General features: G+C 65.4%; 15 protein-coding genes and 1 pseudogene. 10 read left to right on the forward strand and 6 right to left on the reverse strand.

The window, feature by feature from the left end:
- Window positions 1-74: 74 nt before the first annotated feature.
- The 4 genes from CWT12_RS00195 to CWT12_RS13570 all read right to left on the reverse strand — a co-directional run bounded on the left by CWT12_RS00195 (window position 75) and on the right by CWT12_RS13570 (window position 3,481).
- A complete protein-coding gene (locus CWT12_RS00195) occupies window positions 75-656 on the reverse strand; it encodes a class I SAM-dependent methyltransferase (RefSeq protein WP_161923227.1) in 582 nt (193 codons plus the stop codon).
- Window positions 653-1,768 (reverse strand): polymorphic toxin type 15 domain-containing protein, encoded by a 1,116-nt coding sequence (locus CWT12_RS00200; RefSeq protein WP_161923228.1) that lies wholly within the window; start codon window positions 1,766-1,768, stop codon window positions 653-655. The genes CWT12_RS00195 and CWT12_RS00200 overlap by 4 nt, the downstream gene beginning before the upstream one ends.
- Window positions 1,768-2,583 carry a GAD-like domain-containing protein gene (locus tag CWT12_RS00205; protein WP_161923229.1) on the reverse strand — a complete coding sequence of 272 codons (816 nt, stop codon included), beginning with the start codon at window positions 2,581-2,583 and terminating at the stop codon, window positions 1,768-1,770. Before CWT12_RS00205 ends, CWT12_RS00200 begins: the two co-directional genes overlap by 1 nt.
- A 70-nt stretch (window positions 2,584-2,653) precedes the next feature.
- Window positions 2,654-3,481, reverse strand: a complete 828-nt coding sequence (locus CWT12_RS13570; RefSeq protein ID WP_237564214.1) for an AAA family ATPase — start codon at window positions 3,479-3,481, stop codon at window positions 2,654-2,656.
- A gap of 318 nt (window positions 3,482-3,799) precedes the next feature.
- On the opposite strand from CWT12_RS13570, the gene CWT12_RS13575 reads away from it, so the two are divergent.
- Window positions 3,800-3,937 (forward strand): hypothetical protein, encoded by a 138-nt coding sequence (locus tag CWT12_RS13575; protein ID WP_219108301.1) that lies wholly within the window; start codon window positions 3,800-3,802, stop codon window positions 3,935-3,937.
- Window positions 3,938-4,036: 99 nt separating this feature from the next.
- Here the strand turns inward: CWT12_RS13575 and CWT12_RS13290 are convergent, their stop codons facing one another.
- Window positions 4,037-5,503 carry a M23 family metallopeptidase gene (locus CWT12_RS13290; RefSeq protein ID WP_237564215.1) on the reverse strand — a complete coding sequence of 489 codons (1,467 nt, stop codon included), beginning with the start codon at window positions 5,501-5,503 and terminating at the stop codon, window positions 4,037-4,039.
- Between the two features lie 5 nt (window positions 5,504-5,508).
- Window positions 5,509-6,090, reverse strand: coding sequence for a hypothetical protein (locus tag CWT12_RS00220; protein ID WP_161923231.1), 582 nt, complete (start codon window positions 6,088-6,090; stop codon window positions 5,509-5,511).
- A gap of 394 nt (window positions 6,091-6,484) precedes the next feature.
- Here CWT12_RS00220 and CWT12_RS00225 point away from each other — a divergent pair, with 394 nt between their 5' ends.
- The 9 genes and pseudogenes from CWT12_RS00225 (at window position 6,485) to CWT12_RS00265 (ending at window position 15,443) form a co-directional block, all read left to right on the forward strand.
- A complete protein-coding gene (locus CWT12_RS00225; protein WP_202616223.1) occupies window positions 6,485-6,943 on the forward strand; it encodes a DUF6668 family protein in 459 nt (152 codons plus the stop codon).
- On the forward strand, window positions 6,943-7,242 hold the full coding sequence (locus tag CWT12_RS00230) for a hypothetical protein (RefSeq protein WP_237564216.1): 300 nt from the start codon (window positions 6,943-6,945) through the stop codon (window positions 7,240-7,242). The genes CWT12_RS00225 and CWT12_RS00230 overlap by 1 nt, the downstream gene beginning before the upstream one ends.
- A 76-nt stretch (window positions 7,243-7,318) precedes the next feature.
- Complete coding sequence (locus CWT12_RS00235; protein WP_161923232.1) at window positions 7,319-7,612, forward strand: hypothetical protein; 294 nt, start codon at window positions 7,319-7,321, stop codon at window positions 7,610-7,612.
- Between the two features lie 72 nt (window positions 7,613-7,684).
- A complete protein-coding gene (locus CWT12_RS00240; protein ID WP_161923233.1) occupies window positions 7,685-8,470 on the forward strand; it encodes a hypothetical protein in 786 nt (261 codons plus the stop codon).
- 99 nt (window positions 8,471-8,569) lie between these two features.
- A complete protein-coding gene (locus CWT12_RS00245) occupies window positions 8,570-10,162 on the forward strand; it encodes a hypothetical protein (protein WP_202616224.1) in 1,593 nt (530 codons plus the stop codon).
- A pseudogene (locus CWT12_RS14440) lies at window positions 10,149-11,657 on the forward strand (SCO6880 family protein). Before CWT12_RS00245 ends, CWT12_RS14440 begins: the two are co-directional and overlap by 14 nt.
- On the forward strand, window positions 11,654-13,231 hold the full coding sequence (locus CWT12_RS00255; RefSeq protein WP_161923234.1) for an ATP/GTP-binding protein: 1,578 nt from the start codon (window positions 11,654-11,656) through the stop codon (window positions 13,229-13,231). The pseudogene CWT12_RS14440 and the gene CWT12_RS00255 overlap by 4 nt, the downstream one beginning before the upstream one ends.
- Window positions 13,228-15,027 carry a type IV secretory system conjugative DNA transfer family protein gene (locus tag CWT12_RS00260; RefSeq protein ID WP_161923235.1) on the forward strand — a complete coding sequence of 600 codons (1,800 nt, stop codon included), beginning with the start codon at window positions 13,228-13,230 and terminating at the stop codon, window positions 15,025-15,027. Before CWT12_RS00255 ends, CWT12_RS00260 begins: the two co-directional genes overlap by 4 nt.
- Complete coding sequence (locus CWT12_RS00265; RefSeq protein WP_161923236.1) at window positions 15,024-15,443, forward strand: DUF4913 domain-containing protein; 420 nt, start codon at window positions 15,024-15,026, stop codon at window positions 15,441-15,443. Before CWT12_RS00260 ends, CWT12_RS00265 begins: the two co-directional genes overlap by 4 nt.
- Window positions 15,444-15,458 lie beyond the last annotated feature (15 nt).

A 15,458-nucleotide genomic window follows, 5' to 3' on the forward strand; every position in this document is an offset into this window, starting at 1 on the left:
CAGTTGGGCCGCGTTCTTGCGCTTGGACCGTCTGAGAGTGCCTGCCAGGCGGTCCAAACTGACGCAGGTGCCTCTCAGCGCTCGGCGTGACCGTGAATGAACGGCGTGAGTCGGCCTAGCACCCCGTCAACGTGCGGCGCCTCCAAGTGCACGTGGGAGAAGCCCGCGTGGTTGATTGTGTCGGCTGTGTCCCGGCACGGGTCGCATCCGTGATCAAGCAGGCGGGTGATCGGGCTTGCGAACCTCTGGATGCGGCGAGCAGCCGACCCGGGCGCGGCGGCTACGTGCTCGTAGAACACCAGCACGCCCCCGGGGCGCAGCACCCTGACGGTCTCGGTCAGGGCGAGCTCCGGGTCGGCCACCGAGCACAGAACGGTGGAACAGATGACCGCGTCGACGCTGGCGTCCTCCACGGGCATCCGTTCTGCGGGTGCCGTCAGCAACCGAGAGCGGGGTCTGGACTTCACTGCGGCCGCCAACCTACGCCCCGGTGCGGGTTCTAGTGCCAGCCAGTGGACTGCGGGATGCAGCATTGATGCGGCCGTTCCGTTGCCCGCGCCCATGTCGAGGATCGTGCCGCTCAGAGCGGGCAGGACCCGCTGCTGCCATTGCTCCCGTCCGAGCACGGCCGACGATGACGGTCCCACAACGCTCATGTCGCCACCCTACCGTTACTGGCAGTGCGTGCCCCGCTCAGTCCGCCAGGCTCACGGGCACGCTTATGCCCTCGACGTCGGTGAGTCATCGGTCTAGTCCTGGGTGGGGTCGGTGGGGGTTGGTGCGGGGTCTGGTTGTGGGGTGGTTTTGTGAAGTGGTGGTTTGCGTAGGGCGGTTGAGGCTGGTTGTGGGAAGGATGCGCGGCGTAGGGCGGCGGCCTTGTCGGGGTCCCAGCCGGGGCTGGGGGTCGACGGCGAGGGGGCGGGGTTGGCTGTGTCTGTGTGCTGGTGGGTTGTGTCTGCCAGGGGGTGGTGTTGTTGGCGATGTCGGAGGCTATTTTGGTGGGGGTCCAGGGTGGTGCTCTGGGGCTGGTGGAGGTCTGCTGTGTTTGGGAGCGGGGTTCTAGCGATACCTGGCCATTGCGCAGCTGGTTGGTGAGTTTGGGGGAGTCGGTCAGTACTGCTCGTATCAGGATGCGTACGCCGGGGCGTTGGTCGGCGGGGATGGCCAGGGCTGCTTGTTCGAGTGCGGTGGCCATGGGCTTGCCCTGGGAGCCGATGGAGGAGTTGACCGGCTTGTGCCCCATCGACGGGTGTCCGCTAGCGCTCATCCCGGGTTGGGAGGGGCCGAAGGTGATCTGGTCGGATTCGTGCAGCACCACCAGGGCAGCATTGATCTCAGCCGTCTTGGCTCGCGCACCCGGCTTGGAGAACCGGTGCACACGTACCAGTTCGCGCATGACCTGGTTCATGAAGTTCTCGCGGGCTTTTCTGGTGGCCTCGGACATGGGCTCGCGGCCTTGTTCCCGGTAGGTGCGTATGCCTTCGAGTAGGCGTTCAGCACTAAGCAGCGAAAGCGCTGAGAGTTGGCGGTCCAGCTGGCGGGTGAACTCCTGCGGCTCCGCCCTGGTGCCAGGTCCGCGCCCGGTGTGGAAGAAGACCTCCACCGGTTCGCTGGAGTGCCAGGGCAGCGGGCTGGTCGGAGCGGCCGCCTCCCCCTCCCACACCAGCACATCCCGCCCACCGGCGCGCCCTGGGGTAAACATATCCGCAGCCGGCAAGCCTGTGACGGTGTTGTTGGCAGGGATGGGGTTGTCGGGGTGTATGGGCATCAGGAGTCGGCCTCCGAGGTGCCGGCGTCCCCGTCTTGGTCATCTGCGCCACCGCCGCCGTTGTCGGTGGTGTTGGCGATGCCTGCGGCTATGCCGGAGACTGCGTCGGAGAAGTCCTCTACTAGTTGGTGTTCTTGGGCTTGGGCGAGGAAGGTCAGGTGGGCTGTTGCGTCCTCGATGCCCATCTGGCTGGTGCTGGCCTTGCCGGTGAAGCAGTAGGCGGGGGTCAGCCCGTAGACCTGGCCTGGGCCCAGCAGTCCCAGGTGCTCGATGGCCCAGTCCACCAGCAGCTGCCCGCTGTCATGATCCTCAAACGTGTCTTTCTGCGCCATTGTCAGCGTCAGGCAGCCCATGCGCTCGCGCATTACCGGGTCGGCCATGCCCCGGGCGTTGCCGGCGTTTGGTCGTATCCAGCCCAGGGTGGGGGTGATGGTGAGTGCGGGGCCGGAGACCTCCCCCCACAGCTCCATGTCGCCCATGGCGGTGCGCGACAGGCACCACCACTTCTGCTCGGGGAAGGGCACCTCGGTGTTCTCGAGCCAGGCGTCCACTACCGGCTGCCATTGCAGGGGGTCGGTGAACCACCAGCGCCCGTCCCCGAAGCCGTCGAAGCCGAAGCGGCGCCACAGCTGCAGCACCGAGGCCGGCAGCACGTCCCTGAACCGCTCCAGGTGCTCCCGGCTGGCCGGGCGGCCCGCCCCCATAGGAGACCAGCCGTTGTACTCAAGCTCATCATCCATCATGGCGTCCACCCACTGCGGGGTGGCGTGCAGCCACGCCTCATGCCAGGCGGCATCGTCCATACCTGCAATCATGAACCCAACCCTACCTAACTAGTAACGCTAAGGTCTCATCGGCCCTGCGCCGCTGCTACCGCCGCCGTTGTCACAGGCCCCGCGCCGCCGCCGCAGCAGCCCCCAGCCAAGCCCGCTGCGTAACGGGCCTGAGCGAGCCGTACCGGAGCACGCCGTCGACCATGGCGGGGTCATAGGGAATGGTGCGTGCCTCGCGCGCCAGGTCACGGTAGCCGTTGACGACGCGTTCAATGTCATTGCCCCGGGCGCGAGGGTCCGCCTGGGTGACTACGACCACCGCTTGCCGGGCGAGGTCGGCGCCGTGCTGGTCCCGGTTGGTGAGGGCCTCGAGCAGTAGGGCGCCGGCCTCGGCGTGGTCGTCACGGGTGGTAGTAGCGACCACCAGCTGGTCGGTGTGATCGATCATCCGCAGCCACATGGGGTCGGACTCGTCGTTGCCCGAGTCGACGAAGATCAGCCGGTAGTACTTTGAGGCAACCTGATGGATTGCATCCACATCCGAGGCGTCCACGCGCTGGTCCGCCGATAGGGCTGTGGGCTTGGAGCGCAACACGTCGAAGCGATCGCGGGTCTGGTGATGCACGAAGTGGGCGAGATCGGCGGACTGAGCTCCGGTGCCCAGGAGCCGGTCAACCTGGGGCAGCAGTTCCAGGACGGTGGCGTCGTGTGGTCCTTGCTCGGTGCGCCATCCCAGGGTTCCCCGGGTCTGGTTGTTGTCCCAGGTAAGCACACCGGCACCGCCGTAGCGGGCGAACACCGCGGCGAGTAGCACGGTAGTCGGGGTCTTGCCGGCTCCTCCCTTGGCGTTGACGATCGCGATCGTGCGCGGACCTGGCCAGTGCTGGCTGACTGCCTGCACATCGGCCCGTTCGGCACGCTCGGTCTCGCTGGGACCCACGCGGATTCCTAGCCGTGCGGCAACTCCTCGCCATCCCTGCGTCGCGGGCTCCTCGGTCTGCTCCCGCACCAGGAAGGACTGCCGCGGTCGCGGTGCCTGTTCAGGAGCGGGAGAGACGGGCATTGATGGGGCGGGCGGCTGAGTCAATGCCTCAGGCGGGGACGCCGGCTCGGGCTGTGTATGTGGAACCGTTGTCTGTTGAGACGTTGGTTCCACTTGAGCTGTCGGTTCCGACGCGGTTTGAGGGCGTGAGTGTGGCCGGGCCGGTGTGGTTGGGTCGTTCTCGACGACGCCGTCGGCGTGGATGATCAGGGGCCATTGACCGTCCGGATCGTTGGTCACGGCTCGCAGCGGGCGGCCGAGTTGTGCGGCGTGCTGCGCGATCAGCGCGATCACTTCGGGACGAGCGGCGTCGATGCTGTCGGCGGCAAAATGATGTGCCCGTCCACCGATTGACACTTCTGCCGTGCCATCGGCGTTAATGATCGCCTCCACGCGCGGCCAGTCGGCGGGTTTAGTTTGTTCAGTCATAGTCTTGTCTCCGTTCCGTCGTTATCAGTCGCCCAGCGTTACTCCGACTTGGGCCATGTAGGGCACCGGGTCAGTGGGGGAACCGTCCAGGTGGACTTCGAAGTGCAGGTGGCATCCGGTGGAGTTCCCGGAGGAGCCGACCAGCCCGATTTGTTGGCCGGCAGTCACCTTGTCGCCCGCCCTGACCTGGATGCCGTTCTCGTACATGTGCAGGTACGAAGTCTCCACACCGCCGCCGTGATCGATGGTGATTATGCCCGTGCCATCCACCATTCCCGCCACGGTGACGGTTCCGGACTGGGCGGCCCATATGGGGCCGCCGCAGCCGCCGCCACCTAGGTCGGTGCCGGCGTGTAGGCGATAGACACCGGTAACCGGATTAACGCGCATGCCGTACGAGCTGGTCACCGGGCCTGCGCCGGGCGAGGCCCAACCGTCATGACTCACCGTGGTGGTCGAGGTCGTGCTGCCCTTGGTGGTGCAGGAATCGTCTGCTGCGGGGACGCTGACCTCTCCTGAGACGTCTAGTGACAGGTGTACGTGGTCCATGTGGTTCTGGGTGTCGCTACCACGGTCTTCCATCAACTTCCATGCGTCGGGTGGATCCCCGGCCATCCAGATCCGCTGCTGCCAGATGATGTAGTAGACCGTGAGGCTTTCGGCGTTCTCCTGCAGGTAGGCGGCCAAGCGGTCGCCCACGGCCTTGCCGTCGGGAAGGTCGTTGATCATGAAGTCCAGAGCGCGGCCGGCGGGGTGACCATAGGTCATGTCGTCGTAGGGGCTCGTCGCATCTCGATATCCGCCTACGGTCTTGATGCCGAACATCGGCCCGACCTTGTTCGCAACAATCGCCGTCTGCGGCTGAACGTCGCCGAGAGCGTACTGGTTGGAGCCCTGGGCGGCTTCGGCGGCGTTGATGCCCTGGACGCCGCTGAGGCCCTCGACGACGGTGACGGCGGCCGGCCAGTGAGACTCGTAGACATACGGGTTGGCGTTGGCCTGGACGTGGTGCGCTACGAGCGTGGGCGCAAGTGACTCACGGTCGTCAATACTTTGGAGCACCCTGAAGAAGTTTGTGGCGGAGGTGTACGGGTCCATCCGGTCCTCCTCGCTACCCCAGGCGCCGTTGGCGCGCTGCTGGAACAGACCGCGGGAGTCCGGGCCCACTGCGTCCCCGTAATCGAGCACCATCAGTCCTGACTCGGCCATGGCAGTCATCACGCCGATGGTCTGGTCTCGTGTGGTCAGCCCGAGGTCATGTCCGGCCTGGATGATGTAGGCGGCGTTGACGAGTTGCTCGTGACCGTATCCGGCTATTGGCCCCTCCGGTACCGAGCCGAGGTTGACGGATCCGCCCGCCTGTGAGCTCACCGAAGTGCAGGTGTCTGAGTCGTCGTCGCCGCCCAGCAGCACAATACTGATGATCAGGGGCAGAACCATAACCGGTACCAGGCAGACGATGATGAGAGCGGTAGTCGACTTCTGGTCCACTACTGCTACGCCTCTTCGACCGGCACGATGCGATTGGCCAGCCACGGGGCGCTGCCGCTGGTGCGGATTACCAGGACGTCGTAGCGGCCGGCGTCGGTGGGAATTTTCACAGTCGCCACATAGGCGCTGGCGTCCTCAATGATGGATCCGGAGCCAGTCAGCTCGTGCACGGGGATGTTCGCGGGGTCGACGTACACGTAGACTTCGGCGGCCTCCTGGGTTAGGTGCGGGTCCAGGCCTGCCCACCAGGTGTCGTAGTCGAGTTCCGGGTGTGCGAACGCTTCCAGGGCCGCCTCTGCCGCGTCGATCGCAGCCTCGCGCGAAGCATCGTCCCACACGGCGGGGTCTGGGGATATGGTCTGGCCGGTGTCCTCGTCAACCGAACCCTCGGGGGCGAGAGTGAACTGACTCGGATCGGGGCGCTTGAAATCGGTCGCGGTGGCAGAGGGCGATGGCGGTACCGGCGTGGTCGCTGTGGAGCTGGACGTTGCCTCAGGTGGGGCATCCGTACTGCATCCGGAGACGATGGCCGCTAACGCCGCAAGCGGCAGCAGCAGGCGCGAAGGGGTCCATGTCAGTTCTCCCATGCGTGATCCTCCCTGTGGCTGCGCGGACTGGCCGTTGGGGCGCCGAGGGTGTCCGCATGCTGGTTGGCGCAAGTTGGCGCTACGATATCTGGGTAACGTTGTGCTATAGCAAACTATATTGCAGTGATCTTGTCAACCTTGTTGTTATTTGGTGGAGTGTGTACACTCGCTGCCATCACCCCGCTACATTGGTCGAATCATTACCGAGGAGACATGTTCCTGTGCCGTACACTACCAACCCGTGGCTCGCGCAGAAGAAGCCCGATCCAGAGCCGGAAGCGCCGGTTTCGGACGAGACTCCTGCGCTCACTGGGCCTGCCGCTCCGCAGGAACACGTGTCTGCGCCCGAGCGTGGTCGGCTCCCATCCTGTGACCGCCCGGGTGACGTCGCTCTGTGGTGGGTGGGGCGCACGGAGGAGCAGGCGAGTCGACCCTGTCCGCGCTGGTGCCCGAGTGGCGGGGCGGCGGACACTGCTGGCCCAGGCCGCCGGACAACGAGCGTGCGCGCGTGGTGCTCGTGTCGCGGTCCAGCGCTTACGGACTGCAGGCTGCTCAGAGCGCAGCCACCCAGTGGGCTGCGGGTGCAGTCCCGTATGTTGAGCTCCTCGGTCTGGTGATCATCGCCGATGCACCGGGCCGGCTGCCGCGACCGTTGCGGGACCTCGCGCAGGTGGTAGGTGGCGGCGTGCCCCGTGCCTGGCAGTTGCCCTGGGTGGAGGCATGGAGATTGGGAGAGCCACCCGAGCAGACGGAGTCGCCTCGAGCTGTGCGGCGGCTCATCAAGGACTTGCACCTGCTGATCAACACAACCGATGTGGACGCCGATGGCGTCGGCAAACGAAAGGAACACTGATGGCTATTGCACATGTCACACAGGTCATGACCGAGGCCATGTTGTCACTGCCTCTCGATCTTCCTGATCCGGAGCCGGTCCAGCCGCCTGGCACCGAGGGCTTCACCTCGATCATGGGGTGGGCGAAGTGGATCGCCCTGGCGGTATGCATACTCGGCTTGTTCGTTGCCGGTGCGCTGATGGCAATTCAGTCGCGTCGGGGCGAGGGCGGAGAACACGTTGGCAAGATCGGTATGGCGCTCGGAGGCGTTATCGTGATCTCTGCGGCCGCTTCGCTCGTCGGGTTCCTCGTCAGTTAAGGGGCAGGCCAGCTCAGAGGAAGCCGAAGGCGCCGGCGTCTCCGGCGCGAGCGTGTGCGGACTGTCCGGTGGAGTCATGGGGCAGGGTCGCCTTGCGAAGGCGATCGACGTCGACTACTCGGAAGACCAAGGAGACATTGCCTGTCCCGTCTCTGAGCAATACGGTCTCAGTGCCACTGCTGGTTCCGGCTATCGCTGTTGTTTTCAACGATCCACCGGGGTGACGCCATCGATCATCTATTCTCTAATTTGGGAGGGCGGGGAATGGAAGGCCGATGCCAGCGTAACTGCGCCGTTTATTCTTGCGGCGCTTCCCGCTGCGTCGGGGTATATCACGTGGCGGCGTGATGTCATCATTAGCCTGATTTGAGTATGGTGAGCGGACACAACTCATGAGCCCTGTCCGCCTGAATACAAGACTATGAGCGAGGAGTTAAGTACAGTGACGAATGAAAATAACAACGCAAAGAACAGCGAGCACGGTGCGTTCGGCCGGCCGGGGTTCATCGCTGCCGCGCTGGTCGTCGTGCTGATCGCGGTGCTTGGGATCGTGGTGGGCGTGACCAATGTGCTGCGTGACGACCCCGCGCCGGAGAGCGCCTCGGCGGTATCGACGACATTGGCGCCAACGCCCTTTGCGTCCCCGGAGCCTCCGGCAAGCAACGAGGATTCAGCCAGCACGAGCGTGTGCGGGCTAACTGGTGAGGTGACGGAGCGTGCCCGCCTCGCGAAGGCGCCCGACGTTGACTACTGGGACTATCAGGGTTCTGCGGCGTATCCTGTGTCGGCGCAATATGGTCCTGCGGCGACCGCCGATGCCGGCTATCGGTACTGTTTCCAGCGTTCGCCAGAAGGTGCGGTTTATGCTGCTGCTTATGCGTCGATTATTGGTGCCGATCCGGATGTGGCAAGGCAGTTCTTGGATTATTTTATCGCTCCGGGGCCATATCGAGATCAACAGCTGTCTGAAGACTTGTCGGAGGATGACGGCTCCGCGGAGACCGGACGGCTGCGTATAGCGGGATTTCGGTTGCTCTCCTATGATGGGAATGAGGCCAAGGTTGACGTTGCGGTGGCAGTTTCTCTTCAAGGGCAGTCTTTTTATATGTCGGTAATTGCTCCACTTGTGTGGTCGGAGGGAGATTGGAAACTGCCCTCTGACGCGGAGGATGTAGGTAGCGCAGAACGTATACCTGATATCACAGGTTATATTTCATGGAGTCAGTGACATATGATGTGCGGTTTTCGCGAGTGGACTACGGACTTTGTTGGTTGCTCGGCGTCAAAGGTGGTTGGGGGTGCTGTTGGCAACCTCGCGAACGCGGTGATGGAAGCGTTCGGCAGGGCGGTCGCTTCCGTGGGAACAATCTGGGTTAATGTCGGCACGCCGGACTTGACGGACTCTGGTGGTATTGAGTCCGCTATATCGGCAGATGAGATCCCGCCGAATAGTCTCAATCTCGAGAGGGTCATGGACTATGTGGTGTGGGTCAGTCTTGCGGTCGCAATACTCTCGTTGCTGATACTGGGTGCCATGATCGCCACGCGTATGCGGGCCGGAGAAGGTGTGATGGCCGTCGGGAGGGTGGGCCTCATCCTATGCGCGGTCGTATTGATATCCGGCGCTAGCGCCTTGGTGGGCGGATTCATTCCTACCCGGCCTAGCCGCGTCGGCGGAGCGGCGCTGTTCCTTCAATCGGCTCTGTGGTGGTACATGGGCGCGACAGCAATTCTCTCCGTGATCGTCGGCGGTGCGCGTATGGCGTGGGAGCAGCGTGCGGAGCCGGGTCGTGAAGTGGTGAAAAGTCTGCTGACGTTGGTGGTGGTCGCGGGTGCCGGGGTGACTGTGGTCAGCATACTGATCCGGTCGGCCGACCTGTTCTCGGTTTGGATCATCGACAGCTCCCTGGACTGCAGGGTATCCGAGGCAGGGTCTACCTGCTTCGGTGAAAACATGCTGGTGCTACTCGCGTTCACTACGCGGCAGTCGGTCGATTCCTTGGGGCCGATGCTCATCATTATTCTCGGTCTGATAGCCGTCCTAGCCGCCGCGTTCCAGGTGGTGCTGATGGTTGCGCGCAGTGGGATGCTGGTCATTCTTACAGGCATCCTGCCGCTCGCGGCATCCTTCACCAATACGGAGATGGGTAAGGGCTGGTTCAAGAAGTGCGTCTCCTGGCTGGTGGCCTTCGTCCTGTACAAACCCGCCGCTGCGATCATCTACGCCACCGCTTTCCAGCTTGCAGGTACAGATGTGTTCAAGGATGATGGCAGCGGGCTGTTGGCTGTGCTTACGGGTCTCATGCTGATGATCCTGGCGCTTTTCGCCATGCCTGCACTCATGCGCTTCGTTACGCCCATGGTCGGCTCGATGGCTGCGGGTGCCGGTGGCGGCGCACTGGCGGCCGGTGCACTGGCTTCGTTGCCTAGCGGTGCTGCTCAGCTGGGACGCTTGGCCTCCGGCAGCTCCTCGGGTTCTGATGGCCCCTCGGGCGCTAGCGGTAGGAGCGGTTCCGATGGAAAGTCCGGCACGTCTACGCAGGCGCCCACTGGCGGCGGTCAGGGCGAGATGAGTCGGCAAGGGCAGGCCGATGGCGCACCGCAGTCTGGTACGGCTGGCAGCAAATCGGGTGGAGGTGCCGGCGCTGCCGGAGGTAAGGGAGCGGGTACGGCAGGTGCGGGCGCGGGAGGCGGAAGCGCTGCCGCCGGTGGTGGAGCAGCTGGAGGCGGTGCTGCCGCCGGTGGAGCCGCTGCCGGTGGTGGAGCAGCCGCAGCAGGTGCGGCCGCCGGCCCAATCGGAATCGCCGCCGGCGTCGCTGTTGATGTGGGCAAGAAGGCAATGGATACGGCGGTGGGTGCGGCGCAGTCGCTCGGCGATGCAGCAACCGGTGAAGGAGGTGGTCCGGATGGCAGCCGTTGAGACGCGCAGTGGACCGAGAACCTACGGGAACTGGCAGCGGCCCGCATCCCCCGGAATTCTCGGGCTCGGTTCAGTGGGCACGGGCCTGCTGCTGGCCGGACTGATCATCGTGGTGATCACCGTAATGGTCTCCGACCTGCTGCACGCGCTGGGAGTCGCCGCGCTCCTGGGCGTGCTTATGCTGGCGGTACTGACCAAAGACGCCCACGGCAAGAGCCTGATTTCCCGAGGCGGAGCGCGCATCGCCTGGTGGTCGGCGCGCTCGCGGGGCCTGACCATCTACCGCTCGGGCCCGCTGGGACGCACGCTGTGGGGTACCTACCAGCTGCCCGGGCTTGCTGCTCCCACCCGGCTGAGCGAGCACAGGGACTCCTATGGGCGCAAGTTCGCCCTCCTGTACACCCCGGCCACAGGCTCGTACTCGGTGGTCATCGGTGCCGAGCCCGACGGCGCGGCGTTGGTTGATCAGGAGCAAATCGACATCTGGGTCGCAGACTGGGGGCACTGGCTGGCGAATCTGGGCGATGAGCCTGGGATCGAAGCCGCTTCGGTGACGATTGAGACCGCGCCCGACTCCGGTACCCGACTGCGCCGAGAGGTGAGCACCAACATCGATCCGGAGTCGCCCGCATTCGCCCGTGAGATGCTGCGTGAGGTCGTCGACCGCTACCCGGCTGGTTCCTCCACCGTGTGAGCCTTCGTTGCCGTCACCTTCAGCGCTGCCCCACGATCCGGCGGTCGCAAACGGAAGGCCGAGGAAATGGCCCGTGAGTTGGCGGCCCGTCTGCCCGGGCTGACGGCCGGTCTGCAGGCCACCGGGGCGGGCGCTGCTCACCCACTGTCCGCCCAGGAGCTGTGCGAGGTCATCCGGGTCGCCTACGATCCGGCCGCGGCCACACTGATTGATGAGGCGCATGCGGCAGGTGAGGTGCCCGAGCTCTCATGGCCCGACGTCGGCCCTACCGCCACCCAGGCCTCCTGGGACGGCTACCGGCATGACAGCGCCTATTCGTGCACCTGGTCCATGACGCAAGCGCCGCGCGGCAATGTGCAGTCTGGCATCCTCGCGCGGCTGCTGGCGCCGCACCGAGACGTCGACCGCAAGCGTGTGACCCTCCTTTACCGACCCATTGATGCAGCACGTGCTGCCGCAATCGTGGAAGCGGACCTGCGTGCGGCTGAGTTCCGGATGACCTCCACGGACAAGCCCGCGGCCCGCGACAGCCTCGCAGTGCGGGCGGCTGCGGCGACCGCCCAGGAGGAGGCATCTGGAGCGGGCCTGACGCAGTTCGGCATGCTGGTAACCGCCACTGTCGCCGATCGGGCCAAGGAGGCCGACGCACGCGCCGCCATCGACAACCTTGCGGCCACCGCCCGCCTGCGGCTGCGACCCGTGTACGGCTCGCAGGACTCCGCGTTCGCGGCAGCCCTGCCCCTGGGGCTGGTGCTGCCGAAGCACATCAAGGTTCCGGCCGAGCTGAGGGACAAGCTATGAGCGAGCAATCGTCACGCAAGCAGCGCCAGCTACTCGGTAAGCGGAAGCCGGCTGAGCGCAAGCGTGAGGTGCGCCCGCAGCGGCCGCCCATGCGCGGCTGGCTGGGGCGCGGACGCGGTTCCTCCAGCTACGTGCAGGCCGCCGACGAGTGGCGGGGCACCACCGTGCAGGTGTGCGGTTTGTGGCCATACGCGATCGGCACCGGCACACCCATGGTTGGGGTGCCCCTCGGGCGCCACATCCACACCGGCGCCACATTGTGCTGCGACCCGATCTCCTGGTTCCAGCGGGCCAAGCTGATCTCCAACCCGAGCGCATTTGTGCTGGGCAAGCCCGGACTGGGCAAGTCCACCATCGTGCGCCGAATGGCCACCGGCCTGGCAGGATACGGCGTCATGCCGCTGGTCCTGGGTGACCTCAAGCCGGACTACGTCGACCTCATTGAGGCTCTGGGCGGGCAGGTAATCACCCTTGGGCGTGGTCGGGGGTACCTCAACATCCTGGATCCAGGCGAGGCTGCCGAAGCCGCGGCTCGGCTGCGCCAGGCCGGTTACACGCGTGAGGCAGCGCAGGTACTGGCCGACGCGCACGGCCGCCGGCACACCATGGTTTCTGCCCTGCTCACCATTTTGCGTTCCTCGCCACCCACCGACCGTGAAGAGACCATCATCGACCGGGCACTGAAGTATCTGGATGCCCACCACGACGGCGTCCCCGTCCTGGGCGACTTGCTGCGCGTGATCCAGGAAGGGCCGGCAGAGGTGCGCGCAGTCGCGCTCGACCGCGGCGACGACGCCCGCTACCAGGCCATCACCGAGAACCTCGAGGCCTCCCTCATTGGCCTTGTGGGCGGCGGCCGCCTGGGCGAGACCTTTGCGCGTCCCACCACCAATCCGATGCGGCGAGACGCTCCGGTTGTCTACGACGTCTCCGCGATCGACGACTCGGAGATGGATCTCCAGGCAGCCACACTGCTGGCCTGCTGGTCGGCCGGATTCGGCACCGTCAACGTCGCCAACGCACTGGCTGATGCCGGACTTGAGCCGCGCCGCCACTACTTCGTCATTCTGGACGAACTATGGCGGGCCCTGCGCGCCGGCCGCGGAATGGTCGACCGCGTCGACGCCCTCACCCGTCTGAATCGCCAGCGCGGAGTTGGCATGGCCATGATCTCCCACACCATGAGCGACCTGCTCGCCCTGGCCAACGAGGAGGACCGGATGAAGGCCCGGGGGTTCGTGGAACGCTCGGGGATGGTGATATGCGGCGGACTGCCGTCGGCGGAGATGCCTCAACTGACGGCCGCGGTGCCGTTCTCCCGCGCCGAGCAGGACATGCTCATCGGCTGGCAGGACCCGCCCGCCTGGGACCCGTCCACCGGCCGCGAGGCAGAGCCTCCTGGCCGTGGCAAGTTCCTTGTGAAAGTCGGCGGCCGTCCGGGTATCCCCGTAAACGTCCAACTCACAGCCACGGAGCTGTCCATCAACGACACCAACAGGCTCTGGCACGAGCAGTCGCGCGTGGGCAGACGATCCGAATCCGCAGTTCCGGTCCAGGAGGAAGTAGACCAATGAGTACCGCTAGTAACCGCCGTCGCGACCCTGGGGGCATGTCCGGCGAGGTCATTCTCCTGTGGGTAGCTATCGTCCTGGTGGCCATTGTGGTGGGCGTCGTATATGCCGCGATGCACCTGGGGCACCGTTTGGCGGGCACGGGACTTGAAGTACCCGGCAACCCCTTCGCCGTGGCCTTCGGTCTGCTCGGAGGCGACTTGCCCTGGCCCGGATCCGCCGGTTGGTGGGTGACGGGTGGTATCGGAGTCGTTGTCATCGCGTTCAGCACCCTGGTGGGATTGGGCGTGCGTCGTCTGCGGCGTCGTCACTCACGCGTGGACCGTGCCGCCAACTATATGGGGCGGGGGCGTGACGTCGACTCCCTGACTCGGAAGAGCGCTCAGGCGACGGCAAGGCGCCTGGGCGTCGCGGCTACCCCGGGCGTGCCGATCGGCCGTGCCCTCAACGGCGGCGACGTGCTCTACGGCTCATGGGAGGACATGCACATCGACATCTGGGGACCGCGCACCGGCAAGACCACCTCGCGGGCCGTCCCCGCGATCCTGGATGCGCCGGGAGCCGCGCTGGTTACCTCCAACAAGCGTGACATCGTCGACGCGACTCGGGACGTGCGTGAGGGCTCTGGCCAAGTTTGGGTGTTTGATCCCCAAGGCATCGCCCTGGAGGAACCCACTTGGTGGTGGAACCCGCTGAGCTACGTCACCGACGAGGTGCGCGCGGCGAAACTGGCTGAGCACTTCGCCTCCGGCTCACGCGACCCGGGCGCCCGTACCGACGCCTACTTCGACCCGGCCGGACAGGACCTCCTCGCAGGGCTGTTGCTGGCTGCTGCACTCGACCACCGCGCAATCACGGATGTCTACACCTGGCTCACCCGTCCCACGGATGAGACGGCCGTGGACATCCTGCGTGATCACGGATTCAATCTGACCGCTGACCAGGTGGCCGGGGTGGTCACCGCCCCCGACAAGCAGCGTGGGGGTGTGTTCGGCACCGCTCAGCAGATGGCCTCATGCCTGACCAACCGTCAGGTCGCGCGCTGGGTCACCCCACAGGGCGCGGTAGACCCCCGCCCGCAGTTCATTCCTGAGGACTTCGTGCGGGATGGCGACGGCACGCTCTACTCGTTATCGAAAGAAGGGCGAGGCACCGCCGGCCCCCTGGTGACGGCCCTGACCGTCGCCGTCGTCGAAGCGGCCGAAGAGATGGCGGCCAGGTCCCCCGGAGGACGCCTGACCACGCCACTGCTCGGTGTACTCGACGAGGCTGCGAACGTGTGCCGCTGGCGCGAACTCCCGAACCTGTACAGCCATTACGGCTCACGCGGAATCGTCTTGATGACGATCCTGCAGTCCTGGTCTCAGGGCGTGGAAGTGTGGGGCGAGGCAGGAATGAAGAAACTGTGGAGCGCGTCGAACATCAAGGTGTACGGAGGGGGTGTCGCCGAGGCGGCATTCCTGGAAGACCTCTCCCGGATGGTCGGCGACTACGACCGCGTATCGTCCTCAACCTCCTACTCTCGAGGAACGCAACGCACCGTCTCCCGCCAGCTGCAGCGAGAGCGCATCCTCGACGTCGCCGACCTTGCCGCCCTGCCGAAGGGACGTGCGGTCGTGTTCGCATCCGGTGCGCGACCCACGTTGATCCGCACCACCCCCTGGATGTCCGGTCCCCATGCAGACGCAGTGAGGGCATCAATCGCCGCTCATGACCCGCGGGCCGAGCGAACCATCCTGGAAGCGGACAGCGAATTGGCTGTTGTCGAAGCCAATGTCGAGGAGAAGGAGACGTCATGAGCGAAGGTGAATTGCTAACGGGCCAGGCGGCACTCGCTGAAACCGGTGGACCGGGCGGAGGCGCCGAGGAGTTTCAGCCCTACTTCGGTAATGTCGACGAGTTCGTGCGCGACTTCCTACGCAACATGTACCGGCGGCGGATCGACGGCAGACACCGCTGCTGGGCCGCAAGATGGTGGCAGTATGAAGAGGCCGTAGCCCGGCTGGAGGCGCTGTGGCGGGCCTGGGAGTACCTGCGACTCGATCCGACGACGGGCATGAGTACTTGGTGGCGCGATCACGCCGACTACCACATGGCCGTGCTGATGGATCCGGATGGGCCGTTCTCAACCGCTGCTTTGGGGGAGGAGAATCTGTCCAAGAAGGGCGATCCGCTTCCGTACGTGGCTCCGCCGCCCGGCATGTTCGACGACTGAATTAGCATGGTGGAC

Source organism: Actinomyces sp. 432, from assembly GCF_009930875.1.
Lineage (GTDB): Bacteria > Actinomycetota > Actinomycetes > Actinomycetales > Actinomycetaceae > Actinomyces.